The organism is Paenibacillus sp. FSL W8-0426 (assembly GCF_037969725.1).
In the GTDB taxonomy this organism is placed as follows: Bacteria; Bacillota; Bacilli; order Paenibacillales; family Paenibacillaceae; genus Paenibacillus; species Paenibacillus hubeiensis.
Genome location: NZ_CP150203.1, coordinates 5,470,001 through 5,494,809 on the forward strand (window position 1 = coordinate 5,470,001; position 24,809 = coordinate 5,494,809).

Annotated in this window: 25 protein-coding genes and 1 other annotated feature (2 of these 26 running past the window's edge); all 25 genes read right to left on the minus strand. The window is 51.4% G+C overall.

All coding sequences use genetic code 11. From position 1 onward, the window contains the following. On the minus strand, positions 1-549 hold the 5' portion of the coding sequence (gene ilvE / locus MKY59_RS24710; protein WP_236414382.1) for a branched-chain-amino-acid transaminase. Its footprint begins 336 nt before the window's first position; 549 of the gene's 885 nt are visible here — the first part of the coding sequence; it begins with the start codon at positions 547-549; its stop codon lies off the left edge, out of view. A 139-nt stretch (positions 550-688) separates the two neighbouring features. Then, positions 689-1,570, minus strand: coding sequence for a prephenate dehydratase (pheA, locus tag MKY59_RS24715; protein WP_236414384.1), 882 nt, complete (start codon positions 1,568-1,570; stop codon positions 689-691). Next, on the minus strand, positions 1,567-2,535 hold the full coding sequence (thrB, locus tag MKY59_RS24720) for a homoserine kinase (protein WP_339274278.1): 969 nt from the start codon (positions 2,533-2,535) through the stop codon (positions 1,567-1,569). Before thrB ends, pheA begins: the two co-directional genes overlap by 4 nt. Before the next feature lie 340 nt (positions 2,536-2,875). After that, a complete protein-coding gene (locus tag MKY59_RS24725; RefSeq protein ID WP_236414388.1) occupies positions 2,876-4,162 on the minus strand; it encodes a homoserine dehydrogenase in 1,287 nt (428 codons plus the stop codon). 105 nt (positions 4,163-4,267) lie between these two features. Continuing rightward, a complete protein-coding gene (locus MKY59_RS24730; protein ID WP_236414391.1) occupies positions 4,268-4,705 on the minus strand; it encodes an ACT domain-containing protein in 438 nt (145 codons plus the stop codon). A gap of 251 nt (positions 4,706-4,956) precedes the next feature. Beyond that, positions 4,957-6,267, minus strand: a complete 1,311-nt coding sequence (obgE, locus tag MKY59_RS24735) for a GTPase ObgE (protein ID WP_236414392.1) — start codon at positions 6,265-6,267, stop codon at positions 4,957-4,959. Between the two features lie 12 nt (positions 6,268-6,279). Next, positions 6,280-7,017 carry a Spo0B domain-containing protein gene (locus tag MKY59_RS24740; protein WP_236414394.1) on the minus strand — a complete coding sequence of 246 codons (738 nt, stop codon included), beginning with the start codon at positions 7,015-7,017 and terminating at the stop codon, positions 6,280-6,282. 150 nt (positions 7,018-7,167) lie between these two features. Beyond that, complete coding sequence (gene rpmA / locus MKY59_RS24745) at positions 7,168-7,479, minus strand: 50S ribosomal protein L27 (RefSeq protein ID WP_236414395.1); 312 nt, start codon at positions 7,477-7,479, stop codon at positions 7,168-7,170. A gap of 18 nt (positions 7,480-7,497) precedes the next feature. Continuing rightward, the gene (locus MKY59_RS24750; protein WP_339274279.1) at positions 7,498-7,830 is read right to left on the minus strand and encodes a ribosomal-processing cysteine protease Prp; all 333 of its coding nucleotides are present in this window, start codon (positions 7,828-7,830) and stop codon (positions 7,498-7,500) included. Between the two features lie 13 nt (positions 7,831-7,843). Then, positions 7,844-8,155, minus strand: coding sequence for a 50S ribosomal protein L21 (gene rplU, locus MKY59_RS24755; RefSeq protein ID WP_236414399.1), 312 nt, complete (start codon positions 8,153-8,155; stop codon positions 7,844-7,846). 155 nt (positions 8,156-8,310) lie between these two features. Further along, the gene (locus MKY59_RS24760) at positions 8,311-9,561 is read right to left on the minus strand and encodes an Rne/Rng family ribonuclease (RefSeq protein WP_236414401.1); all 1,251 of its coding nucleotides are present in this window, start codon (positions 9,559-9,561) and stop codon (positions 8,311-8,313) included. 122 nt (positions 9,562-9,683) lie between these two features. Further along, complete coding sequence (locus MKY59_RS24765; RefSeq protein ID WP_339274280.1) at positions 9,684-10,541, minus strand: M50 family metallopeptidase; 858 nt, start codon at positions 10,539-10,541, stop codon at positions 9,684-9,686. Then, positions 10,534-11,424 (minus strand): M23 family metallopeptidase, encoded by an 891-nt coding sequence (locus tag MKY59_RS24770; protein WP_339274281.1) that lies wholly within the window; start codon positions 11,422-11,424, stop codon positions 10,534-10,536. Before MKY59_RS24770 ends, MKY59_RS24765 begins: the two co-directional genes overlap by 8 nt. 321 nt (positions 11,425-11,745) lie before the next feature. After that, a complete protein-coding gene (minD, locus tag MKY59_RS24775) occupies positions 11,746-12,540 on the minus strand; it encodes a septum site-determining protein MinD (protein WP_236414406.1) in 795 nt (264 codons plus the stop codon). A 3-nt stretch (positions 12,541-12,543) separates the two neighbouring features. Further along, positions 12,544-13,206 (minus strand): septum site-determining protein MinC, encoded by a 663-nt coding sequence (gene minC, locus MKY59_RS24780; protein ID WP_236414407.1) that lies wholly within the window; start codon positions 13,204-13,206, stop codon positions 12,544-12,546. A 73-nt stretch (positions 13,207-13,279) separates the two neighbouring features. Continuing rightward, complete coding sequence (mreD, locus tag MKY59_RS24785) at positions 13,280-13,813, minus strand: rod shape-determining protein MreD (protein ID WP_236414408.1); 534 nt, start codon at positions 13,811-13,813, stop codon at positions 13,280-13,282. Continuing rightward, complete coding sequence (mreC, locus tag MKY59_RS24790) at positions 13,813-14,688, minus strand: rod shape-determining protein MreC (protein ID WP_236414409.1); 876 nt, start codon at positions 14,686-14,688, stop codon at positions 13,813-13,815. The genes mreD and mreC overlap by 1 nt, the downstream gene beginning before the upstream one ends. Before the next feature lie 188 nt (positions 14,689-14,876). Further along, entirely contained in the window at positions 14,877-15,905 is a 1,029-nt protein-coding gene (locus tag MKY59_RS24795) for a rod shape-determining protein (protein WP_236414410.1), read from the minus strand. Positions 15,906-16,076: 171 nt separating this feature from the next. After that, positions 16,077-16,766, minus strand: a complete 690-nt coding sequence (gene radC, locus MKY59_RS24800; RefSeq protein WP_236414411.1) for a DNA repair protein RadC — start codon at positions 16,764-16,766, stop codon at positions 16,077-16,079. Between the two features lie 49 nt (positions 16,767-16,815). Continuing rightward, entirely contained in the window at positions 16,816-17,427 is a 612-nt protein-coding gene (locus tag MKY59_RS24805; protein WP_339274285.1) for a Maf family protein, read from the minus strand. 104 nt (positions 17,428-17,531) lie between these two features. Beyond that, on the minus strand, positions 17,532-17,774 hold the full coding sequence (locus MKY59_RS24810) for a DUF4321 domain-containing protein (protein ID WP_339274287.1): 243 nt from the start codon (positions 17,772-17,774) through the stop codon (positions 17,532-17,534). 144 nt (positions 17,775-17,918) lie between these two features. Beyond that, positions 17,919-19,094, minus strand: coding sequence for an SPOR domain-containing protein (locus tag MKY59_RS24815; protein ID WP_339274288.1), 1,176 nt, complete (start codon positions 19,092-19,094; stop codon positions 17,919-17,921). Positions 19,095-19,221: 127 nt separating this feature from the next. Beyond that, a complete protein-coding gene (murC, locus tag MKY59_RS24820; protein ID WP_339278471.1) occupies positions 19,222-20,544 on the minus strand; it encodes a UDP-N-acetylmuramate--L-alanine ligase in 1,323 nt (440 codons plus the stop codon). 56 nt (positions 20,545-20,600) lie between these two features. Next, a complete protein-coding gene (locus tag MKY59_RS24825; RefSeq protein WP_339274290.1) occupies positions 20,601-21,977 on the minus strand; it encodes a folylpolyglutamate synthase/dihydrofolate synthase family protein in 1,377 nt (458 codons plus the stop codon). Positions 21,978-22,055: 78 nt separating this feature from the next. After that, positions 22,056-24,722: a valine--tRNA ligase gene (locus MKY59_RS24830; RefSeq protein WP_339274292.1), complete on the minus strand. Its 2,667-nt coding sequence runs from the start codon at positions 24,720-24,722 to the stop codon at positions 22,056-22,058. 57 nt (positions 24,723-24,779) lie between these two features. Next, positions 24,780-24,809, minus strand: a binding site (T-box leader); it runs 255 nt beyond the window's last position.

Sequence of the window (24,809 nt, forward strand, 5' to 3'; positions counted from 1 at the left end):
TACGTACCCTTGGGAGTTCAACATAATCGCTTCGCCAACACCCGCATAATTGGATTGGATTTTAACCAATACGTTGTTCAGGTAGTTCAGGGATTTGATTTTCGGATTCAGCGCGTCCGGGATATTGCGTCGTTGTGATACGGACACGGCCTTTAACCCCGTCAAATAAGCTTCCTCCGGATAAATTGCGAGCTGCTCCACGATGATAATCACGGAAGCTTTCGGACAACGTGTCGGATCCAACCCCAAATTACCTGCTCCACGCGATACAATCAAACGGATATATCCATTGCGCATCTCGTTGCGGCGCACGGTTTCAGCCACAGCATCAAGCATTTCGTCATACGACAACGGAATGTTCAACGCAATGGATTTGGCGGAATCGTACAAACGGTCCAAATGGGCCTTGCATCTGAAAATATTGCCATTGTAAATGCGGATTCCTTCAAAAATGCCATCCCCGTATAAAAAACCGTGATCGTACACGGATATGGTTGCATTCTCCTTGGTTACAAATTGACCGTCCAAATAAATCCACTGCTCTGACATAATCATTGCACCTCCGTTATATTTCAAAATCACTGCTCCGAATACTCCGTCCAACTCCTCTATTGTACAACAAAAAGCAGTCAGGACGTGAATTTTCACCCATACGCATGACAACCTTCAACAAATCTCAACCCGGCCCTCAGGTCGTCTTCAACGAAGGATAGGTATAACAAGGGTAGCTTCCAAGAACACGCACCTGGCAATTCAAAGCCTCGATTTCGGCCATGGCCGCCGTTAATAGCACGGAGTCTACCGTCTCTTCTACATCAATGTAAAAGTAGTAACTCCCCAGCCTTTTTTTCGTCGGACGCGATTCCAGCCTGGTAAGGTTCAACTTCCGCCATGCAAATGCCGATAACACCTGATGCAGCGCCCCTGGAGCATCCTCCGGAAGCGTGACGAGCAAACTTGTCTTGACATGGTCCGGTTCCCGCGGAATTTGCACCGGCTCATGGCCGATGAGCACAAAGCGAGTATAGTTGTTGTCATGGTCCGTAACCCGTTCCGCCATGATGTCCAGGCCGTGTTTCTTCGCCGCAAGCTTTGTGCCGATGGCCGCCCAGCCTTTGCCCGGATTTTTTTTGACCAATTCCACCGCTTCGGCCGTACTGTTCACCCCTTCAAGATCTGCTTCAGGGGAATAAGTACGGATGAAGTTTTGGCATTGCGGAATCGCAACGGGGTGTGACATGATTTTGGTGATTTTGCCGAAATCATACCCTCCGTCGCCTGTTGCAAATTCAGACCCGTGCCCGATCACGTTTTGTATGGAAGGATAGACCCATTCTGCTTGCATGGGGATATCGACTTCATTGACTAACCAATCCATGTGGAGGCTGACCGAGCCTTCGATCGTATTTTCGATAGGGATCACGCTATATTGGGTCTTTCCGTTGTCTGTTGCGCGGAACACATCGGAAATCAATTTGGAATGGTACAATTCCAGCGGTTCTCCATTAAACAGAAATTCAATAGCCTCGTGGGAAACCGATCCTTCAGGTAACACGGCGATTCTTTTCATGCGTTGATTTCTCCTCTGACGATGTCCAGAAAAGGACTGTTTTCTTGATCTGAAAGCACGGTCACCCCGTCCAGGTCAGGATCAAGCCACAACGCGGAAGCAGCAATGCCCTCGCGCTTCATTGTATCCAACAAATATTGCTCCAAACCGGTCTTGCGAGGATCATGTCGGTCCACCAGCGTCAGTACCGTCGGTCCGGCTCCGCTCAACGCAGCGCCCAAAGCCCCATGATCCGCAGCATGCTCCAAAATCTCAGCCATGCCCGGCACAAGCGATGCCCTGTAAGGCTGATGTACCCGATCCTTCATTGCTGCGTGGATCATGTCCAGACGTCCGCCGGCCAAAGCGGCAACAAGCAGCGAAGATCGGCTCACATTGTACACCAGATCCCCTTTGCTGAATCGATCAGGAACTACATCACGGGCTTTCGAGGTGGACAACTGGAAATCGGGCACAACGACAAGTGCCTGCAGATCCTGATGAGGCTCGATTCGGATATGTTCTACCCGCGTTCCGTCCCAAGCTGCAACAACAACCCCTCCATACAGGGAGGCTCCAACATTATCGGGATGTTTCTCCAACGACGTCGCCATATCAAACAATTTAGCGTCCGTCAGGGGGGACCCAATCAAAGCGTTCGCCGCAGCAAGCGCGCCAACGATGGCGGAAGCGCTGCTGCCTAACCCGCGGGTAAGCGGAATGTCCGAGAACATGGAGACTTCCAGCTCCGGAACAGGCACCCCGGCTTCGCGGAACACCATTTGGGCAACCGCATAGATCAAATTGGTCTTGTCGGATGGCAAACCGTTCAGATTATCCCCATGCAAATGGAAAACGGTCTTATCCGCCGGCTTCATTTCCAGCCATGCATATAATGACAATGCCATGCCTAGAGTATCAAACCCGGGACCCAGATTGGCCGTGCTTGCAGGCACCTTTACAACAACTTTTTGATTCATGCTCATTCGGTTTGCATCTCCAATCGTTCGATTGCCACCATTACGGCTTTCTCGCTATCTTTAACAACCAACGGTTCGGATGCCACCGTCCGGATCGCAACGTTGGGATCTTGCAGCCATGATGGATCAGGACGCCTCTACCGCGGACTCTCCGCCTTTAAAATGCCTTTTCGAGCTTCAGCTCGTATACTCACGATGCCCAAAAGGTTGAAGCGCGCTCAGCAAATATGCTTTAACGCACAGCAAGGTCCGATACGCTTTCAAAATCGTATATCCATTCCGTTGTCCACTGATCCATCAGGCTCTACATCGGCAGCAACCGCCGTTTCCTCGTGATTCGCGCGCGTTAACCTTCTACGCGATATACGCTCTTGATTCGGCGTATGACACTCAAGGATTCAAAATGCTTAAGCACCTTATCCATGCTTGCCTTGCTTGCATTATGCGTCACGATAATGATTTCTGCATCCGGATTGTGCTCATTCGGCTGTTGAACAACCGAAGCAAGGCTAACGTTGTATTCAGCAAAGACTTGCGTAATCTGTGCCAACACACCTGCTTTGTCATCCACATGCAGCAGAATAAAGTTTTTGGATACGATCTGTTCGTCGCTTTGCAAACGTTTCTGCTTATAGGGAACGATAGCTTTAAGGCCGTTGACTCCCAGCTTCAAGTTTTTGATCACAGCCACAAGGTCAGCCACAACGGAAGTTGCCGTTGGCAATTCGCCTGCGCCCGCCCCGTAAAACATCGTTTCACCCACGGCTTCGCCATGGACATAAACCGCATTGAATACGCCGTTGACCGAGGCAATCGGATGGTTCTGTCTGACCATCGTCGGCTGTACGCTAATGCTGATCTCGTCGCCCTCGCGGTCGGCAATGCCGAGCAGTTTCATTTCATAGCCCAAACGTTTGGCGTAGGTGATGTCTTCACGGGTCACCGACGAAATGCCTTTTACGGCGACATCCTTGAGCTCCACGTTTGTCCGAAATCCAAGCGTTGCCAAGATGGCCATTTTCCGTGCGGCATCCAGTCCTTCGACATCTGACGTAGGATCGGATTCAGCGTATCCCAACGCTTGCGCCTCGGCCAACACTTCCTCATAAGAAGCGCCTTCCTGGCTCATTTTGCTCAAAATATAGTTCGTCGTTCCGTTCACGATCCCCATGATGCGGGTAATCCGATCGGAAGAAAAGCCTTCGATCAGCGTGCGGATAATCGGGATTCCTCCGGCCACGCTCGCTTCATAGAACACGTCGCACTGCTTCTCCTGTGCCTTTGCCAAAATTTCCGATCCATGCAGAGCCATCAGGTCTTTATTGGCCGTAACGATATGTTTGCCTCTCTCCAAAGCTTCCAGAATATACTCTTTCGTCCGATCGATCCCCCCCATTACTTCTACGATCACATCGATATCCGGGTGGCGGATGACATCCCAGGGATTTTCCGTCAGCTTGGCACGGTCAATAGGAATGACACGGTCCTTTTCCGTATTTTTCACCGCGATTTTCTCAATGACAATCGGCGATCCCACTTGGCTGCTGAGATCCTCCTGATTGCCTTCCACAATACGAACAACCCCTGTCCCTACTGTTCCGAGACCCAATAGTCCCACTTTTACCGGTTTCACGAACGATCTCCCCCTAATGTCTGTTGATGGTTGCCAACCACCTGCGATGAATCCGTTGCCTTCGAATCTGGCTTTGCATGTTGCCCCATGCAGTCTGTAATACAATCAACCTTGGCCTACAATCCGCGTACGACGAACACCAGGCAGTTCCTGCATCCGTTCCAGCATCTCCCCGATTTCGCCATGCAGATGCGACGTTTCGACTGAAATCACCACGTTGGCCCTTCCCTGGAGGGGGATACTCTGGTTAATGGTAAGCACATTGGCTCCATAGCCGGCCACATGCCCCAATACTTTGGACAGGATGCCCGACTGATGCTCCAGATCAATGGATATGGTCACGATTCTCTCGCGCTCGAGTTGGTTGATCAAATGAATTCCATCTTTGTATTTATAAAACGCACTACGGCTCAATCCTACCTGTTCTACGGCCTCATGCACCGTTTTGACATCCCCTGAAGCGAGCAGCTCCTTCACTTGCATCGTCTTCACGACTGCCTCGGGCAAAATGTCTTCTCGTACTAAGTAATAGCGTTCATTCATGAACGTCCTCTCCTCAAAGACTCATGTTTTTATTTAGTGGACATTATATCGGATATGTGAAAAAAGGGCAATACATAACACGCACATTTTCGAAACGACCGTCTCCCCGTATGCACGTTGGCCCAAAGTATGTAATGTACTAAAAATGACTACGTTCATTCAATACACGCCCAAGAACATAAAAAACGCAGGCAGCGGGAACATCCCGCCACGCTGCGTTCTTTACATCTTTCTTCCGGCAAAGACAGCTTTTAATAATAACTGCTGCTTTCCACGAATTCGAACTCGAAATCGCCAATGCGCACAATGGTGCCTTCTTCGGCCCCGCGCTTCCGCAGTTCGTCGTCTACGCCCATATGGCGCAGCGTGCGTGCAAGCTTGAGGATCGCTTCATGCGAATTCAATTGCATGCGCTTCATCATGCGATCAATCTTGGCGCTATGCACAACGAAGATATCGTTTTCCCGCACGATGCGGAACCCTTCGTCTTCTTTTTTGTCCAAGCTGTATACCTTGCGTTCGGATACCTCGGCCACTTCGTCCACCGTGACTTCTTCCGGCACTTGATCCAGCAGATCGGCGGCACGGTAAAGCAACTCTGAAATGCCCTTCCGCGTGAGGGAAGATATCGCCATAACTTCAATATCCGGTTGGACCTCGCGAACCTGTTTCAGGAATTGTTCCAGATTTTCTTCCGAATCAGGCATATCCATTTTGTTTGCCGCGACGATCTGCGGTCTTTCCGCAAGCAGCGGGTTGTACTGTTTCAATTCTTCGTTGATCTTCTGCCAATCTTCAAACGGATCGCGTCCTTCGGAACCGGACATGTCCACTACATGAATGATGATGCGGGTACGCTCGACATGGCGTAAAAACTCATGCCCCAGCCCGATGCCCTCATGCGCTCCTTCAATGAGTCCAGGCAAATCGGCCATCACGAAGCTGCGGCCCTCATCCACGGCTACAACGCCCAGATTTGGCGTGATGGTTGTGAAATGATATGCCCCGATTTTCGGCTTCGCCGCCGAGACGACGGACAACAACGTCGATTTGCCCACGCTCGGGAAACCGACCAGGCCAACATCCGCCATCACTTTCAGTTCCAGCACAATATAGCGCTCTTCGCCTTCCTCGCCATTTTCCGCAAGTTCGGGCGCAGGGTTGTTCGGCGTAGCGAAGCGAATGTTGCCGCGTCCTCCCCGTCCACCTTTAGCCACGATAACTTGCTGACCATGACGTGTAAGGTCCGCAAGCACTTCTCCGGTATCTTCATCCATTACGATTGTACCTGGTGGTATGCGCACGACCATATTTTCCGCATTGGCTCCATGCTGGCTTTTGTTGCGGCCCTTTTCTCCGCGTTTCGCTTTGAAATGGCGCTGGTAACGGAAGTCCATCAGGGTACGAAGCCCTTCATCCACGCGGAAGATCACATCGCCGCCCTTTCCCCCGTCACCGCCTGCAGGTCCTCCTTCAGGTACGTACTTTTCCCGGCGGAAGGAAACAATCCCGTCTCCACCGTCTCCGCCTTTGACATATATCTTCGCTTTATCTACAAACATGGCTACCCCTTCCTATACCTCACACGACATTCTGAATTGGATAAACGTATCTTCAGACGGAAGTTGCTCCGTTCTGACTTTCTTTCCTTTGAGTACGGCATCAAGCTGTTTTATCGTTTCCGGGTCGGGCGTCTGATCCCCGTCCAGCCGCACAACGACATCCCCGTGATCCTGTCCAAAGCTCAAGGTCAGTTTGCGAACCTCTCCCCAAGACGACCGGCCGCCGCCATACTGATAGGCACGGATGGCATCCGCAATTGCGCATGTTAGTGACTCGCCATCCTCGGGAGAGACCAGAGCACCAAGCTGCAGGTTTTCCTCCACTTCCACGTGCAAATCGAGCGCAGCCCCGCTCGCGCGGAAGGATTGAAGGTAAAATACGAGTGAAGGAATGCCCAGTTTGGAAATCCGGCTTTCCTCCTGAACCCGTTCTTTTATTCTTTCCACACATTGCAATGATTTATCAAGCTTGCCCATTCGAAGGTATCCATACAATACCTGAAGGTCGTTCATCCAATCATGCCGGTGATGATTCAGCGACGATATCGCTCTTTCTTCCAACGATTGTATAATGGCTCTGCGCTCCGCATCCGCCTGCTTTCTCATCGCAGCTAGCGAAACCAGCAGCACAACGACGGACCACAATGCATATGCAACGATCGATACGGCCGCCGGATACAGCATGATGAAAACCAAAGGAATCAGAAGTGAACATGCCGCAATCCACGGCACTCTTTTCCAAGATTTCATGGCTTCTCCCCGTTCTACCAAACTCGGTTGGTTTATCCCACCGTTACCAAGTATATCATGTCTGATCTGCCAGTTCATTACCGAATGCACATCCACGCAAAAAAGCCTCCGGCAAAAATGCCGAAGGCTTTCTGGCGAAGAATGCCGATATTACGCCTCTACTGCAGCTGCTACTGGAGCAACATCTACAGGATAGACGCTAACTTTTTTGCGGTCACGGCCCCAACGTTCGAATTTAACAACGCCGTCCACTTTGGCGAACAAAGTGTCGTCTTTGCCGATTCCCACGTTAGTTCCTGGGTGGATCTTGGTTCCGCGTTGACGAACCAGGATGCTTCCACCAGTCACGGCTTGACCGTCAGCACGTTTAGCGCCAAGGCGTTTGGAGCGGCTGTCGCGTCCGTTCTTCGTGGAACCCACACCTTTTTTCGATGCGAACAACTGAAGATTTAATTTCAACATGATGGTTGACCTCCTTCTTTAATTATTGAACTGCTCTATTTTAATATACTTCCCGTATGACTCTGCAATACTAGTGAGCATAATCACCATGGATTCGAGCAATAATTGCACCTGAGACCTGTCTTCATCCTTATTCAACGTTGGCATGGAGGCGCTCAGAAAACCGTTTTTCATCTTGGAATTCATCTCGACACCCGTCAACGCTTCAATGGAATTGACCGTACCTACCGTAACGGCAGAAACTCCGGCACAAACGATATCTTCTCCCCGCTTGGCATAATTGGCATGCCCTTGGATCGAAAATTTCTCTATACTGCCTTCACCATTGCGAAAGATTTGAACGATAATCAATTATCGCACCTTCTTACGCGTTGATTTTCTCAATGATTACTTTAGTGTACGGTTGACGGTGACCTTGCTTCACATGGTAGTTCTTTTTCGGTTTGTATTTGTATACAACAACCTTTTGACCTTTACCATGCTTCTCCACCTTAGCTGTTACAGTTGCTCCGGATACAACTGGAGTTCCTGCAGTCAGACCTTGCTCGCTGGATACAGCCAGGACACGATCGAACGTTACGCTTTCGCCGTCGTTCGCAGCCAATTTCTCGATGAACAGAACATCGCCCTCTTGAACTTTGTACTGTTTGCCGCCTGTTTCAATAATTGCGTACATTTGCCTTGCACCTCCTCATGTCTCAGACTCGCCCGATCTCGGGTGTCAGCCACCTCGCGGGGCTGTTCTTGTACCCGGCCAGTGCGGTTACAGCATGTGCAAGACCTACCGGCTCAACACATACCTGAACATTATAGCACTACTCACGGCAAAAATCAATGCAACGGCGAAATATATCTTTTCCCCGTTCCATGACAGGAAGAGCATGCCTCCACGTAAGGGAGCGTGCTTTCCTCACGCACCTTTTTGCGGGTCATTTCAAGCAGGCCAAGTTTGGTCCAACCTATCACGAATGCTTTCGTTCTGTCTTTTTTGAGCTGGGCCTCCAGCGTGGCCGCCACTTCCTGCCGATTCGCCTCTTCCTCCATATCGATGAAGTCCACGATAATCATGCCGCCAATGTCACGAAGCCGCATTAAGCGGGCAATTTCGACTGCAGCCTGCATGTTGGTTTCAGTGACGGTGTCTTCCAGTCGGTCTCCGCCAGCACCGGTATATTTGCCGGTATTTACATCCACCACAGTTAGTGCTTCCGTGTGGTCGATCACGATATATCCTCCGCCCGGCAGCCAAACTTTGCGCGCAAAATCAAGCTTCAGCTGCTCCTGCACGCCGTATGCCGCAAAAATCGGATCTTGCCCTCTGTAAACTTGCACTTTAGGCCGATGTCCCGGTCCGATTTCTTCCAGCAGGGCGGCGATCGCATCGGCATTCGGCTGGCTGTCGGTAATGACCTCATCGCTTCCAGGCGTGTACACGTCCCGGATAATGCGCTGCACCAGCCCAATATCACGATGCAGAAGTTTCGGAGAAGGCATTCCCTCGGCCTTTCGGAGAATATTTAGCCATTGTTGGCGCAGAACTTCAAGGTCTGCCTGGATGGCCTCCTGATGCTTCTCTGCAGATACGGTACGAATAATCAACCCTTCTTCGCCGTTCCGAAGTTGTTCACCGAGTGCCTTGAGTCGGGAGCGGTCCCCTTCGCGGGCAATCTTTTTGGATACGGCCACATAATCTGCCATGGGCATGTACACTAACCAGCGTCCCGGCAAAGAATAATGCGTCGTCACCCTCGCTCCTTTTCCGCCCACCGGCTCTTTCAGTACCTGAACAATAATATCCTGTCCAGGTTTGACCAACTCCGAGATGGAGGGCTTCACCTTGGGCTGTTTCTCCAGGTGTGGATGAAGCAGGTCATCCACGTACAGAAATGCGTTTTTTTTCTGCCCGATATCGACGAAAGCAGCCTGCATTCCCGGCAATACATTCACGATCCGTCCCTTGAAAAAGGAGCCGAGCAGTCCCCGGTCATTGGTATGCTCTGCCGCGAATTCTACAACCCTTCCTTCTTCCAGTAGCGCCATTTGCACGAGGTTGTGTTCATTATGTATGATCATTTGTTTCATGGCTGCACCTCAAGAAGAGCATTCAATTCTTCCACATCCGTTTCTGTATGTTAGCAATGCATGCACGCATGCATACATGAACCGTATAACCTTGATTTCGGCCGGTTAACCAGCCAAAACTATTATTTTTCGGTATTTTGCTTGAAATAAGAACCGATAATCCGCTGTTCCGGCAGAACGGCCATAATGCGGCCCTCTTTGTTCATGACGTATATCATATGATATCTTTCTCTCTTTAATAGACGCAAAATGGTATCCAAAGGTTTCGCCGGAAATGAGATTATCGGCTGCACAAGACTGCCAGCGGTCGCATGACGAACAAAAACTTCTTCCCTATTCATCAGAAAGCGGATAAATCGATAGGGAACATTCCTAAAATCGGTTACATTCGAATACAGCAGGAACACCCCGATCAGCAGCAGGTTTAAAGGCAATCCGTCTCCTGCAGCCAGCCAACGGCTAATTGCATATCCACTAATGCCCAAGCTGCACAAGATGCCTATACGATACGTCCACATCAATGTGCTGTAATAAGGAGCAAACAGGCTGACAAGCGCCTGCACGATTTTGCCGCCATCCAGCGGCATTACGGGTAGAAGGTTGAACAAAGCGATGAGCATGTTTCCCTGGATGATGTACCGGATAAATTCCGGATCGCCCACACCCAACTGCAGTATTAGCAGAGCAGCTCCTACCATCAGCATATTCTGCATTGGACCGGCGAGCGCGATCAGAATTTCCTTTCCCGCCGTAAGATTCCCCCGATCCTCGATGACAGCCACGCCCCCGAACGGAAGCATCTGAATCGAAAGGACTCGGCAGCCCAGCAGGCCCGCTGCAGCCGCATGCCCGCATTCATGAATGAATACGATGGCGAACAAGGTCACCAGCTCGATAAAATGCCCTGTCAGCACGGAAGCCAACATAATGATGACAAAGAACGGATGCATCGTGATGCGGACGCCCCAAAACCTAATCAAGGGCAACCACTTCTGCCGGATCTACATATTGGTCGCCTTCCTTAATGGCAAAATACAACGATGCAGGCTGTTCGCCCCGGCTTGCGGGCAAGCTTCCTACGACGCCTCCGGCTTCCAACCAGTCATTCACCGCTACATCGCTCTCTCCGAGTCGTCCGTAAATAGCCGTGAGGCCACCCGTATGCTGAACAACAACCGTAATGCCGCTCTCCGGGTCCCCCAGCACCTGCAGAACCCTGCCTGCATCCGAGCTGACCACCCGCACGGAATCTTCTCCGGACAGATCAGGAACGATCTCGATCCCTTTCATGCTCATCGCAAAAGGCTGCACAACGGTTCCGGATATCGGCTTGCCCAGCAGCGAATGCACTCCCTCCCCGCCGTTGACAGCATCCGCGGCATGCCCGAATACCGGCAAAAATGAGGGGTGTCCCCCAAAGTGCTTCTCATACCAAGCCGTTGCAGCCTCAAAATCCATCTCCCGATGCAATGCATCGGCTACTGCCGTTTTGGGAGATACCGTCCAGGAAGCATTCCATTGAAACATTCCCCAGACTGCTCCAAACAGCACTGCACTGACAAGCGTTCGCTTCATCAATGATTTAAAAAAATGGAAGCGGACGTGTCCATTCGGTCCGTACCGCCCATTCTCCTGCTTCCATAACAGCTCAGGATCGCGCTCCCTTTCCTGCATCGACGATGCAAGGTCTCGAGGCTTGTCCTGTATATCATCAGACATCGACGGTATGCGCCGCTGATTGGCTTTGTCTTCCTTATGAACGAATCCCGGCCGCTCCTCCAGCATGATCTCCTTCGCAGCTCCGTCCAGCAGCCGCCTGATCCGCTCTTCCCTTCTCTGCTTCACCCTCAGTTTGGTATCCATGGAATGTCCTCCCGCCAAGGCTTGTTCAGGATGCCGCGATTCTGCGTTAACCGCCATTCGCATCCTGTGATTTCGCCAGAAAACCTCCGTCATATGACAGACGGCTTGTCTGCTTGCGATGATCAATTCACAAACGCATTTCTTTGGTACATTCTATGAAGGGTCTGTCCATAATATGAGCAGGCACGTTCGGAGGAAAAGCAAATTCGGGACACAACAATAACGGCGTAAATAAAAAAAGAAGAGAAGCCGAAAAAGCCGCGCTTACCGCCACGGCTGTTCGTCTGAGGGAATCATGAATCGGCAAGCTAAACCTATCGCTTAACCCATACCGAAAAACTTTTTAAAGCGTGAGAATGCTCCCTTTTTTTGATCCATCTGCATCAAGGGAACGGTATCTCCGAGAATACGACGCGCAATATTGCGATAGGCAATCGCTGCATTCGAATCCGGGTTCATGACCGTCGGTTCGCCGGAATTGGCGGACTTGATCACCAGCTCGTCATCGGGCACGATCCCGATTAGATCAATGTTAAGCACCTGCAAAATACCATCGATATCGAGCATATCCCCCGACTTGACCATATTGTTGCGTATACGGTTCACCACAAGCTTCGGTGATTGTACATGGGAACTTTCGAGCAATCCGATGACCCGGTCTGCATCGCGAACGGCAGCATTCTCGGGCGTCGTAACAACGATAGCCTGGTCTGCGCCGGCAACCGCATTTTTGAATCCCTGTTCAATCCCGGCCGGGCAATCAATAATAACGTACTCAAAATCTTTTTTCAGTTCAAGGATGATATCCTTCACCTGTTCAGGCGATACGGAATTTTTATCTCTCGTTTGTGCTGCAGGCAGCATGTATAATTGTTCGAAGCGTTTATCTTTAACCAGAGCCTGATTCAGCCGGCAGCGGCCGTCGGCAACGTCACACAAATCGTAAATGATCCGGTTTTCGAGTCCCATTACGACATCCAGATTGCGAAGGCCGATATCCGTATCGACCAGACAAACCTTTTTCCCGAGCAGCGCCAGCGCCGTTCCGATGTTTGCCGAGGTCGTCGTTTTGCCAACGCCACCTTTACCCGAAGTGATCACGATCGCCTCTCCCATGAGCTACACTCCTTTAAACACATTAAAATCACGGCGTAACCGAACGATATTGCTCATTTTGTCGATCTGCATCTGATTGTCCTGCAAATAAGCAAATTCCATCCCGGCTTCGCGGCTCTCCCATTCATCGGGAGGACGGCTGATGATGTCAGCGATCCGCAACTGCGTCGGCGCAAAAAACGAGGCCGCAATAATGGATTCCTCATCCCCGCCGATCCCCGCGTGAGCCATGCCCCGAAGAGAACCCATTATGTATATATCACCGGTACACGTAACCGTTCCTCCCGGATTGATATCTCCCAAAAACAGCAGATTTCCTTCATGGTGCAGCACTTGGCCCGAACGAACCATGCCGCACATCGTTACGATTGGCGGCGGTCCTATCACCTCTGGTTTTAGGTCGGGCGAGTCGATGGAACGAATGAGCAGGTTGCCCTTTTGACTCAAAATATTCAGTATTGATTCTTTCTGGTCCTGGGTAACCTCACGTTTGCCCAATTTGACGTCGACATGAACGATGGGACCCGTCAGAATATTTTGATGGCTATGTTCCAGCTTATAGCGGAGCTCAACGAGCAGATCCTCGAATTCACATTGATCGTCCAGCAAAAAAACCAGGCCGTCTCGGATGCCTTTTATCGTCACGTGATTCGATTTGACCGTCATAAGCCTGTCCCTCCCATCTCATTACATTTCGTGCCCGACGCCTCAAGTTCCTGCTTCCCTATCCAGAAATGGTTTAAGAAGCTTCCTTTGGTTTGCTGCGCTTCTTCGCAATCTTCTCCAGCTGCTTGCGAAGCGGCACGTAAATGATCAAAGCAAACACAAAATGAACAAACAAATTCGGAATCATGTACTCGATCAGCGCCCAATCAAACGTAACATGATTCAGACGAAAAAGCTTGTACAGGAAAAACAGCATCGTATCGTTAAGAAGGCTTCCCAAAAAAACGACCGTAACCATTACCGGAAGCGGTGCGCGCGGTGCCTGGAAAATGAGGCCCATCATATAGGCGGACAATCCCATGGAGAATCCGTAAGGGCCGATCATCTCGCCATAGAATACGACATCGTGCAGCAAGCCGAATAATATCCCGAGCACCAGCGCCGTATGACGGTGGTAATAGACAGCGAAGAAAAGGATAACGATATACACAAGATTAGCCGAAATCCGCATCTGCCAGGCAGAGGGAATCAGAAGCGGCAGCACGGTTCCTTCTAAAATGAAGAGAATGAACAACAACAGAAACAGAACCTGTTTGCGAGCGCCCACTATTTTTTCACCTCTGGAGGGACAACCACCATCAGCTCTTTCCAATCCAGAAAGCTGGCATAAGGCTCAATCATTGCAGTCCGTGTCAGTCCATACTCCCCGACTTCAATGCTTTTCACTTTACCGATACGCATGTATTTCGGGAAGTTGTTGATAATCCCGGACGAAATGATTTCATCGCCTTCTTTAATTTTGGATTCTTCCGATATTTTGGTCATCTTGAACATGCCTGTTTTGGGATCATAACTTTCGATCATGCCGAATACGTTGTCTTCCTTACCCACGGCCGTAGCGGCGATGGCATTGGAGTTGGGATCGTTGGCATCCAGGGAAGTCAACAGATTGACGGTCGACGTGTATGCACTAACATGACTAATTACACCAACTAGACCTTCTTGTGAGGTCACAGCCATTCCCGGTTTGATGTTTGCATTTTCTCCGATGTCGATATTGATCGTCCTGCTGTTTGGATCGGCATTGGCACTGATGACCTGTGCGATTCGATAATCGTAGTTATAACGGTTTCTTTGTTCTTCCGTGAAATGAAAAAGTTCTTTGTATCTTGCGTTAACCTGCTCCATCTCATTGTATTTCAATCGATCCCGCGTATAGTGACCCATGGCAATACGAAGCCGTTCATTCTCTTCATAAACGGAACTCATGTTCGCTATATCCTTAAAAAAGCCCGCTACGTAGGAAGCGGGCTTGTAAAATACGTATTGTACGAAACCGACGGAATCCTTCAGGAATTTTTCCGGCCAGGATAACGCCGTCCGCGGACCGAGCGTAAAGCCCATTAACGCGATAAATGTAACAAGGCCCACCAGCAAAACAAAAAGTCTTTTGTTGCCCAGCAGCTTAAACAGTTCGAACACCCTCTAACATCCATTATTCTCTTCCGAGCCTGGCCCGGCGGGGAGACTGTCAGGTCTATAGTCCCTTTGAGAATATTCGCCATCTCCCCGAATACGCGGGTTTAGCTCTCCCGGCCATCCGCCGGGATTATTTTCGCTGTTTATACATATTCCGGTTCACAGGGAACCAGAATGTGCTTATCTTTCAATTAACGTTTGGAGCGAACTGCCGAGCTGCTTCTGCTTTTGAACAAATGGATGTTTTCCAACGCTTTACCGGTACCGATCGCTACGCAATCCAGCGGATTCTCCGCGACAATGACAGGCATACCGGTCTCGCCCGCCAGCAGCTTGTCCAGGTTGCGAAGCAATGCGCCGCCGCCAGTCAGTACGATCCCGCGGTCCATGATGTCGGCCGCCAGTTCCGGCGGGCATTTTTCAAGCGTCACTTTAACCGCTTCAACGATGGCGTTCACCGTATCCGCCAAAGCTTCGCTGATTTCATCGGAAGTGATGGTGATCGTTTTAGGCAGGCCTGTAACGAGGTCACGACCGCGAATTTCCATCGTTTCCACGGACTCGAGCGGCATCGCGGAACCGATCTCCATTTTCAACTGTTCGGACGTACGCTCACCGATCATCAGATTGTACTGGCGTTTGATGTACTGAATGATGGACTCATCCATTTCATCGCCCGCAACGCGAACGGAACGGCTGGTTACGATTCCTCCGAGGGAAATAACGGCCACTTCAGTCGTACCGCCGCCGATATCCACAACCATGCTTCCGGTCGGCTCCCATACCGGCAGATCGGCACCGATTGCGGCTGCAAACGGCTCCTCGATCGTGTAAGCTTCGCGTGCGCCGGCTTGCTTCGTTGCATCTTCAACCGCGCGTTGCTCCACCGCAGTGATCCCGGATGGTACGCACACCATCACGTTTGGATGACGCTGGAACATGGAACGCTGCTTTTGTGCCTGACGGATAAAATATTTGATCATCGTTGCCGTCGTGTCGAAATCGGCAATAACGCCATCCTTCATGGGACGAATGGCACGAATGTTGCCAGGTGTCCGGCCGATCATTTTTTTCGCCGATTCACCCACGGCCTCAATGCTTTTGGTATCCGTGCGAAGAGCAACAACCGAAGGTTCACGCACCGCAATCCCTTTCCCACGAACATAAACCAACGTATTTGCTGTCCCCAAATCAATCCCTAAATCCTTACTTCCAAACATGACGTAATCTCCTTTTCTGCCTTATATAGCCGTCCTGAATTTTCAGAACATTTTCATTTTTTTAGAATGCTTTTTGATTTGACATGCCATTTTTCATCATCGTTTTCATTTCCCGGCAATCTGCAGGGAGATTAGTATTGATCAAAAATTAGTTCAACGCCACCCATTATATTATACCAAGCCCTTCTCCTTCAAACTTACATAGGTTCCATCGCCAATAACTAGGTGATCCAGCACATCTATGCCAACAATCGTGCCGGCTTCGATCAATCGCTTCGTGATTTGGATATCCTCTGGGCTCGGTGTAGGATCACCGCTTGGATGGTTGTGAGCGCACACAATCGATGCGCTGCTGCATTTGATGGCAGCACGGAACACTTCGCGCGGGTGGACAATGGAAGCGTTCAGGCTGCCCATGGAGAGTGTTTCCTGGGCAATAATGTGGTTTTTGCTGTTCAAAAAGAGACAAACAAAATGTTCTTTTTGCAGATAACGCAACTGCTCGACCAAAATATCAGCCGCATCGCGCGGAGTGCGAATCGAAGGAGACTGTGCCAGTTTGCTCTTGGCAATCCGGTGGCCCAGCTCGATGCCCGCTTTCAACTGCACGGCTTTGGCTTTGCCGATGCCCTTCATTGCCGTCAGTTCCTCAAGCGTCAAGTCCATTAGCGAGCGGATCCCGCCCGTCTCTGCAAGAATTCGCTGCGCCATGTGAACGGCGGATTCTTTTCTTGTACCGGTTCGAAGCAGAATGGCCAGCAGTTCGGCATGGCTCAAGGCGCCCGCCCCATATTCCATCATGCGTTCTCTCGGGCGTTCTTCATGGGGGATGTCGCGCATCATATACTGCGGCGACTCCATATACTCCCTCTTTTCACGTCATCCATTCGAATTATTCATGTGCCGGGGCTCATTCACGCGGCAATACATGTACCCCGAATCCGTCCAGCATATCGCTGAGCAAGGATAAAGGCAGACCTACGACATTGAAATAACATCCTTCGATGCGATCAACCAGAGAAGCACCAATGCCTTGTATGGCGTACGATCCTGCCTTGTCCATAGGTTCTCCCGTACGTACATAAGCACGGATCGTGGCTTCAGACAATGCTTTCATCGTTACATCCGTTTGCCGATAATGAACCGAAGACTGACCGCTAATGGCATCGATACAAGCTACGCCTGTAAACACGCGGTGGGTTCGTCCTTGCAGCCTCGCAAGCATGTTCTCCGCATCCTTCTCATCTGCCGGCTTGCCCAAAATATCTCCATCCAGAACAACGATCGTGTCGCTCCCAACGATGACGGCATCCCGCTGCTGGCCTTCGACGCTGCGAAAGACGGCAAGCGCTTTGCGCATCGCAAGCTCCTGCACCGTTTGTTCAGGAGTCCATGATGGGGGCGTAGCTTCGTCAGCACGGCTTGGGATTACTTCAAAATCCAACATCAGTCCGGCCAGCAGTTCTTTGCGACGTGGCGATGTAGACGCCAAAATAATGCGGCGTTGTCCTGTTTTATCCAATATCAACGGCTCCTCACATTCCAGTGGTGTCCTCGTCCTTGCATACGCTTCTTGCGGTTCTGCAGCGTTCGTTGTTGTTCAATTCATCATAATTCGTCATTCTCCTACAATCTGCGGTATAGCCATACAGCGGCGATGATGCCGATCAGACTGAGGAGGCTCATTTGAAATTGAAGTGAAATGTCATAACTGAAAATGTCAAGATCAGCCTGTGGCGACCAGCGAATGGTCGTGGCTTTGGTTAAAAAAGCTACAGCCTTGACCGGCTGCAGTGCCTTGGCGATCCATGCTCCGGCCAACCAGCCGAGCAGCAGGAAAAGTAATAACATGCCGAAGTTTTTTTTCATCCGTTATCGTCCCTCGCCATTTTTTGACACCCACATTATTATACGGGGTTTTGTACGTCAATACAAACACAAATCCGGCAAGGGGAACTATTTCCAGTTCCCTGCCGGACAAGCATTTCAAGACTGTGTTAGGAGATCCAACGATTACTGCTCCTGCAGCGTATCAAGCCATTTTTTTTGCTGCAGCACGTAGTCCATCAAATTCGTCTGCACCGACCACATATGTGCGGCAGAAGGTTTTTTGTTATATTCGGCAACCGCCGTGATGGCGCTGTTCATCGCTTTGGCCATCGCCGCCGCATAAGGCGCTGCCTCCCCGTTCGTGTTTGCGGACAGGTCGTTGAAGCCGCGCAGCCACGATTCATGCCGATTCTGAATGGAGGTCATCGTTTCGGCGGATACCGCTTGGGGCGCTGCTTTGCCCAGTTCTCCGATGGACAACGTCGAGAGCAGCCCGATCAACGTTTCGCTATCGTTAAAGAACTGTGTCGCGGTTGCCTGGTTAACGCCCAACGCCGCCACACCGACTTCCGGATACGGAATCTCTTTAACGTAAAGTTCCACGCCCTGGGCCTTTAGGCGCGTGCTGAGCAGTTTGGCCTCTTCGCGATCAGGGGATATGCCGGCATAGACCCGATTACCGTCCTCCGGGTCCGCCTCTGCAGCAATCCCGGCCTGAGTCAATTCAAGTTTGGCCTGTTCAGCACGCTCCGGAGAACTGAAAACGCCGTACTGCAGCGCATAGTAATTGCCGCCAGCCAATGTGGCCTGGGCCTGCTGCCCTGCCGAGACCGATACATTGGCCGTATTCTTTTGAGGTACGACGTTCGGAGCTGCCCCGTCTTTGTTGAAAAACGAAAGGATGACGAGGCCGAACAATGCTCCGGTGACGATTGCTCCCGTTACGGAACCAATCATTTTCCACCCCCGCGGGGCCCGGTTTCGCTGATAGGAATAGTGATTGTGCTCGCTTACCCAGTTGTGGTCCGCGTACTCCTCGTTCCATGGATCAACGGCTTCGCTCGCTTCCGGAAGATCCCGGCGCTCATTGGCATACCCTGCCTGCGGGTACTCGCGTTCAGAAGCACGCTTGTCCATTCTTTCCCCCGGTTTGAGACCCTCGGTAAGTATCGGCAGCGTTTCCCCCCAATCTCCCGGTATCTCCTCCGCAGACCATTGCGGAGCACTGTCTATGCTCGCTGGAGCATGCGTTATCTCCTCGTTCGCCGCCTGGAGCGTTGCAGGCGCGAGCCGCCCTTCGTTTTGCGGCTTGACAGCATCGTGCTCCCCGAAGCGAAACGTCATTCTAGCATTGTTCACCCCGTACCCTCTCCCTTTGTCCCATTTATACAAGCTATATGCGGGAGAGCAGCCATTCATTCCTGAAACAACGAAAAACCCGTCTCTTCCCTAATACGGGAGACGGGTTTCCCCTTGTGTTCCGATTCTATGCTTTGATCAATTTGGCGAGCGTGTCGCCCACCTTCCAGATGTCGCCTGCGCCCATGGTAAGAACAAGATCACCCGGCTGCAAACGGCTCTGCAGATCGGCAACCACGTCCTCCTTCGCAGGCAAGTAACGAGCCGATGCATTGCTGTTCTGCACGATCAGTTCCACCAATTTGGCGGAATGCACGCCTTCGATCTGTTTTTCCCCTGCCGGAGAATAAATGTCGGTAATCAACACCTCATCGGCTTCGGCAAATGCACGGCTAAATGCGTCCAGCAGGAAAAACGTGCGCGTGTACCGCTGCGGCTGGAACACCGCGATGATGCGTTTTCCTGTTGCTTTCGCCGCACTGATCGTGGCCTCGATCTCGGTCGGGTGATGTGCGTAATCATCGATAATCAACATGTCGTTGGCTTCGCCCAGCACCTGGAATCTGCGTTTGGCTCCATGGAACTCAATGATAGCTTCGACGATTTTATCGAATGAAATTCCTGCTTCCAAACACGTAATGACCGTTGCCATCGCGTTGTATACATTGTGCTTGCCTGGTACGGAAAGTTCAACGGTTCCGAGCGTTTTGCCCTGGTGGTTCATCGTAAAGGAGATTTGACGGTCTCCCAATTGGATATCCGTTGCAGTGTAATCCGCATCCCGATCAATGCCGTACGTAGTAACGCGTGCCTGCAGCTGAGGCAAAATACTTTGAATGTTCTCGTCGTCGGCGCATACGATAGCCGTGCCTTCCGGACGAATCTGGCTAAGGAACTGCACGTATGCCTTTTTGAGCTCTTCAAAGTCGCTATTGTAATTTTCGAGGTGATCGGCTTCGATGTTGGTTACGATGCCAAGCCATGGATGGTATTGCAAAAACGAGCCGTCGCTCTCATCAGCCTCCGCAACGACCCAATCGCCTTGACCCGCTTTCGCGTTGGTGCCCAGGTTCATGATTTCCCCGCCGATGATGTATGTCGGATCCGTTCCGCATTTATCCATGACGAGCGCGATCATCGAGGAGGTTGTCGTTTTGCCGTGTGCTCCCGCAACCGCCACGCCCTTGCGTTCGTTAAGTAACCGTGCCAGCATCTGGGCCCGGTGCAATATAGGAATGTTCAGCTGCTGAGCAGCCACACGCTCCACATTGTCCGCCGGAGCTGCCGTCGAATAAACGACCAAGTCGGCCCCGTTTACATGCTCCGCAGTATGTCCGATGTATATTTTCGCCCCTTTGGCTGCCAACTTCTCGGTCAACTCCTGGGAAGCGACATCCGATCCGGTCACGGTGTATCCCATTTCAAGCATAACTCTGGCAATGGCACTCATGCCATAACCGCCAATCCCTATAAAATGAACGTGTTCCGATGTATTTAACAAAACCTTCACCAACCTTTTTCAGAATCGGTTTGATGCAAAAGGGCTGCCCGCACATCCGCAATCAAGTACAATGTGCCGGAGACTACCCCCAGATCTTCCGCTTCCGTCCGTGATTTCAATAATTCAAGCGCCTTCACCCAATCGGGCTCGACGATGATTTCAAGTTCCTTCTTCGCGAAACCGGGACGCACCCGTGCTACAACGTCCTGAAGCTTGGCTGCATCCATTTTGCGCCTAAAGTCCGGCTCGGTCAGGATCAGCGTATCCACTAGTGGCAGTATATGCTGCAAATATGCTTCATGATGCTTATTCTCCAGCATGCCCATCATCAAATTTAACCTTTTGTGGGGGTAGACCTCCTTAATGCTTTGGGCCAGCGATTCCGCCCCTTCCGGATTATGTGCTCCATCCAGAACGATCCGCGGATCATCAACCACTTTTTCGAAGCGCCCCGCCCAAAATGCATGTTCAAATCCTTGCACGAGATCCTTGTCTTCCAATACAAACGCCATGTATTGCCGCAGCACTTCAAGCGCCATAAGCGCGCCTGCGGCGTTGTCGCATTGGTATGTACCCTTCATGCAAATGCGAATGTCCAGTTCGCGGAAAGGTCCGGCAAAATGAATGGTCTGACTGTTTTCGTCGCGATCCACTCTGCGATAAGAAAACTGCTGCCCTGCCACATAAGCCGTCGAACGAAGTTCTTGGGCCCGATCCGTGATGACCTTGATGGCTTCAGGCTGCGACGCACAGGTGACCACAGGTACCCCCGGCTTGATAATGCCCGCCTTTTCCCACGCAATGGCCTCGACCGTATCCCCAAGCACATCCGTATGGTCCATGCCGATGTTGGTAATGACCGAAACGACTGGAGTAACGATGTTGGTTACGTCCATCCTTCCCCCAAGCCCAGTCTCCCATACTACCACGTCGGGGTAGCACTCCTCCGCATAATAGAGAAGCGCAAGCGTCGTCGACACTTCGAACATGGTTGGAGAACCGAGCGGAGTCGAAGCCATCTCCCGCACGAGCGGATGCAGCCGATTGGCAATTTTCAGCAGCGTCTCCTCAGGGATATCCTCTCCGTTGTATTGAAAACGGTTCGTGAATTTGGTGATGTAGGGCGACGTGAACGTACCTACGTCATACCCTGCCTGAAGAAGTACCGACGTCAAAAAAGCGCAAGTCGAACCTTTTCCGTTCGTTCCCGCGACATGAATGAATTTGAGACGCCGATGCGGATTCCCCAGCCGTGCCATCAGCGCTTCGATACGCTCCAGCCCCGGTCTGATGCCAAAAGGAATAAGACCATTGATCCAGTCTACCGCCTCGACATATGTCTGCAAAGGTGCCTTTTCGCCTGCTCCATTGATTTCCGTCATCTGATTTCACCTTCGGTCCCAATGTAATTGAAAAAATCGGCCGGATGGCGAACAGCCGCCATCCGACCCAGAAATGCCTTACGCCTTCAGTTCATTGATCCGGGCAATGACTTTATCCCGTTTGTCCGAATAATCGGCCATTTTGGCGCGTTCTTCTTCAATAACCTTGGCAGGAGCCTTGGATACGAAGCCTTCGTTCGCCAGCTTTTTCTCTACGCGCGACACTTCGTTTTCCAGATTCTGCAGTTCTTTCTCCAAGCGGGCAACTTCCTGCTCGATATCGATCAGTCCCGCCAGCGGCAAATACAATTCGGCGCCTGTGATGACTGCCGTCATCGCTTTGTCCGGAGAGCTGAGGTTCAGACCGCTGTCGAATTCGGACGTGTTGCAGAAACGTCTGATGAAATGGCTGTTGCGTTCGATGATGCTGTTGGCCTCGGCGCTATTGGCTTTGATCAGCAATTCGACTTTTTTGCTCATCGGCACGTTGACTTCGGCGCGAATGTTCCGTACCGCACGGATCGTATCCATCAGCAGGTTCATTTCGGCAACGGCTTCCGGGTTTTCCATGGCCGGGTCATACGTCGGCCAAGCAGCCAGCGTAATCGTCTCGCCTTCATGCGGCAGATGCTGCCAAATCTCTTCGGAGATGTAAGGCATGAACGGATGAATCAGGCGCATGGTCTGATCGAGCACATAAGCCAATACGGATTGGGTTTTCTTTTTCGCCACAGGATCTTCGCCGTAAAAGGACAATTTTGCAAATTCGATGTACCAGTCGCACAGATCGTCCCAGATGAAGTTGTAGAGGAGACGACCGGTTTCGCCAAATTCATACGCTTCGATTAGACGCGTAATGTCACGGGAAGTTTCGTTCAGACGGTGCAAAATCCAATAATCCGCGGTCCCAAGCTCGCCGGAAATGTCGCGATCCTCGATAGTGAAGCCTTCCAGGTTCATCAGGGCAAAGCGGGATGCATTCCAGATTTTGTTCGCAAAGTTGCGGGCCTGCTCCACGCGTTCCCAGCGGAAACGCAAATCTTGCCCCGGCGTGCTGCTCGTCGAGATCATGTAACGCATGGCATCCGCGCCGTATTTCTCGATAACGTCGAGCGGATCAACCCCGTTGCCAAGCGACTTGGACATTTTGCGTCCTTCCGAGTCACGCACCAATCCGTGCATGAGTACGTCCTTGAACGGAATTTCGTCCGTGAATTCCAGCGCGGTGAAAATCATGCGCGCAACCCAGAAATAAATGATGTCATAACCCGTTACAAGCACGCTGGTCGGGTAGTAACGTTTCAGGTCGTCCGTATCTTCAGGCCATCCGAGCGTGGAGAACGGCCACAGCGCGGAGCTGAACCACGTATCGAGCACATCCTCGTCTTGTCTCAGGTTGCGGCCCGCATATTCAGGGAGCGTTGTCGGATCTTCGGCGGAGACGATAATTTCGCCAGTTTCGTCGTCATACCAGGCAGGAATCCGGTGACCCCACCACAGTTGGCGGGAAATACACCAATCGCGAACGTTCTCGATCCAGTTCAAATAGGTTTTCTCGAAACGTTCCGGCACAAAGCGTACGCCGTCGCCTTCTTGCTGTTTCTTGATGGCTCTTTCGGCGAGCGGCTTCATTTCAACGAACCACTGCGTGGACAGATAAGGCTCGATTACTGCCCCCGTACGTTCGCTGTGGCCAACCTGATGGACATGGTCCTCAATGTTGATCAGCACGCCCAGCTCTTTCAGGTCTGCAACAATTTGTTTGCGGCAGTCGCTGCGATCCATGCCTTGATACTTGCCTGCTTCGGCATTCATCGTTCCCGTTTCATCCATGACGATAATTTGCGGCAGATCGTGGCGCAAACCGACTTCGAAGTCGTTCGGGTCATGCGCAGGCGTAATTTTAACGGCACCGCTTCCGAACTCTTTGTCGACGTACTCGTCCGCAATAATCGGGATTTCGCGGCCGATGATCGGCAGCACGAGCGTTTTGCCAATCATGTCGGCATAACGTTCGTCTTTGGGATGCACGGCTACGGCCGTGTCGCCAAGCATCGTTTCCGGACGCGTCGTTGCCACGGTAATATGGCCGCTTCCGTCCTTGAGCGGGTATTGCAAATGGTACAGGTGGCCCTGAACCTCTTTATATTCAACCTCGATGTCGGACAACGCCGTCCGGTTCACCGGATCCCAGTTAATGATCTTTTTGCCGCGGTAAATCAGACCTTTCTCGTACAGCTGCACAAACACTTTGCGCACCGCTTTGGACAAACCTTCGTCCAGTGTAAAACGCTCGCGGGAGTAGTCCAGCGACAGGCCCATTTTGCCCCATTGCTCGCGAATCGTCGTTGCATATTGTTCCTTCCAGTCCCAAACGCGATCCAGGAATTTCTCACGGCCGAGATCGTAGCGGGTCAGTCCTTCTTCCCGAAGCTTTTGTTCCACTTTGGTCTGAGTCGCGATTCCCGCATGGTCCGATCCCGGCAGCCACAGCGCATCGTAACCTTGCATCCGTTTGGTACGGATCAGGATGTCCTGCAGCGTAAAGTCGAGCGCGTGCCCGATATGCAGCATGCCGGTGACGTTCGGCGGCGGAATTACGATGGTAAAAGGCTCAGCGTCTTTGCGCTGTCCTGCTTGAAAATATCCTCGCTCGATCCAGGTCTGATACCATTTTTGCTCCGCAGCCTTCGGGTCATATGTCGTCGGCATTTCGGTTGCGGCTGACTTGTTTTGTTCCGTCATTTGTCATTCCTCCGTTACTCATCATCTTCGCCAAAAAACAAAAAAACCTTTCATCCCTCAAAGGACGAAAGGTTAGCTTTCGCGGTA

Excerpts from the sequence above, each read along its gene's own strand:
- pheA (WP_236414384.1), bottom strand. The coding sequence starts at position 1,570 with ATGAAAAGAATCGCCGTGTTACCTGAAGGATCGGTTTCCCACGAGGCT.
- thrB (WP_339274278.1), bottom strand. The coding sequence starts at position 2,535 with ATGAGCATGAATCAAAAAGTTGTTGTAAAGGTGCCTGCAAGCACGGCC.
- MKY59_RS24730 (WP_236414391.1), bottom strand. The coding sequence starts at position 4,705 with ATGAATGAACGCTATTACTTAGTACGAGAAGACATTTTGCCCGAGGCA.
- obgE (WP_236414392.1), bottom strand. The coding sequence starts at position 6,267 with ATGTTTGTAGATAAAGCGAAGATATATGTCAAAGGCGGAGACGGTGGA.
- MKY59_RS24740 (WP_236414394.1), bottom strand. The coding sequence starts at position 7,017 with ATGAAATCTTGGAAAAGAGTGCCGTGGATTGCGGCATGTTCACTTCTG.
- rpmA (WP_236414395.1), bottom strand. The coding sequence starts at position 7,479 with ATGTTGAAATTAAATCTTCAGTTGTTCGCATCGAAAAAAGGTGTGGGT.
- rplU (WP_236414399.1), bottom strand. The coding sequence starts at position 8,155 with ATGTACGCAATTATTGAAACAGGCGGCAAACAGTACAAAGTTCAAGAG.
- MKY59_RS24760 (WP_236414401.1), bottom strand. The coding sequence starts at position 9,561 with ATGAAACAAATGATCATACATAATGAACACAACCTCGTGCAAATGGCG.
- MKY59_RS24770 (WP_339274281.1), bottom strand. The coding sequence starts at position 11,424 with ATGGATACCAAACTGAGGGTGAAGCAGAGAAGGGAAGAGCGGATCAGG.
- minD (WP_236414406.1), bottom strand. The coding sequence starts at position 12,540 with ATGGGAGAGGCGATCGTGATCACTTCGGGTAAAGGTGGCGTTGGCAAA.
- minC (WP_236414407.1), bottom strand. The coding sequence starts at position 13,206 with ATGACGGTCAAATCGAATCACGTGACGATAAAAGGCATCCGAGACGGC.
- MKY59_RS24795 (WP_236414410.1), bottom strand. The coding sequence starts at position 15,905 with ATGTTTGGAAGTAAGGATTTAGGGATTGATTTGGGGACAGCAAATACG.
- radC (WP_236414411.1), bottom strand. The coding sequence starts at position 16,766 with ATGGAGTCGCCGCAGTATATGATGCGCGACATCCCCCATGAAGAACGC.
- MKY59_RS24810 (WP_339274287.1), bottom strand. The coding sequence starts at position 17,774 with ATGAAAAAAAACTTCGGCATGTTATTACTTTTCCTGCTGCTCGGCTGG.
- murC (WP_339278471.1), bottom strand. The coding sequence starts at position 20,544 with ATGAGTGCCATTGCCAGAGTTATGCTTGAAATGGGATACACCGTGACC.
- MKY59_RS24825 (WP_339274290.1), bottom strand. The coding sequence starts at position 21,977 with ATGACGGAAATCAATGGAGCAGGCGAAAAGGCACCTTTGCAGACATAT.
- MKY59_RS24830 (WP_339274292.1), bottom strand. The coding sequence starts at position 24,722 with ATGACGGAACAAAACAAGTCAGCCGCAACCGAAATGCCGACGACATAT.